The following is a 748-nucleotide window of genomic DNA, read 5'->3' on the forward strand; positions in this document are numbered from 1 at the left end:
AGGTGGCACTCGAACTACATTCCAGCCCTTACAAACACTGGGCTCCCGCGGAAACATGCGGAATCCGGCCCGATCCGACCTACGGACGACCCAATCTGACGGCCAAAGTGTGCACATTGTGCACACCCCCAAACTCGCCTTATGCGCGCGCCAAACAATAACCGCTCCCCACTGAGGGAAAGTGGTTTTTCTTTGCACTGGGACTACGGACGGGTTCGCCCCGTCCGATGTTGTGGGTGACGTCGTCTACAAGTGACGGAGCATGCACTCGCTGGGCAGGCCACGCAACAAAGTAGAACTTCGGCAAACACGCACATGACCACGCCAACAAGGGCTAAGCGGCCATCCGGCTCCACACCAGAACCGGTGGCTACTGGAGTGGGCGAGTGACAGGCCGGGACAAGATCCCAGAAAGCGTGGACCGCGCCCCGCCTAGGCTTGCCGGCGTTTCCACGCGGCGTGCCCCGCCGTGGCAGCCGCCGTCAGGACGATGCTCACGACGAAGCTGAAAGCGAAGATGGTCCCGTACCGGCCTTCTGCGGCGAGTCCGGACGTGAAGTAGGTGGCCAGGGAAGCGCCCAGGAATAGTGCGCAGGCAAACAGGGACACGGTGGTGGCGCGTGCCTGCGGGGTGACGTCGGTGACCCAGCCCTGCATGGATGAGTGAAGCACGGCGTTCGACACGCCAATCAGCACAGTCGTCGCCGTCAGGGCCGCGGGTACCTGCCACAGGGATGAAGCAGCGAAG

1 pseudogene is annotated in these 748 nt (G+C 62.7%); it reads right to left on the bottom strand.

Annotated features, from left to right (window positions below):
- Positions 1-432: 432 nt before the first annotated feature.
- Positions 433-748, bottom strand: a pseudogene (locus tag IAQ70_RS22500) (MFS transporter); the annotation flags it as partial.

The sequence above is a fragment of the Pseudarthrobacter sulfonivorans genome (assembly GCF_014712225.1).
GTDB lineage: Bacteria > Actinomycetota > Actinomycetes > Actinomycetales > Micrococcaceae > Arthrobacter > Arthrobacter sulfonivorans.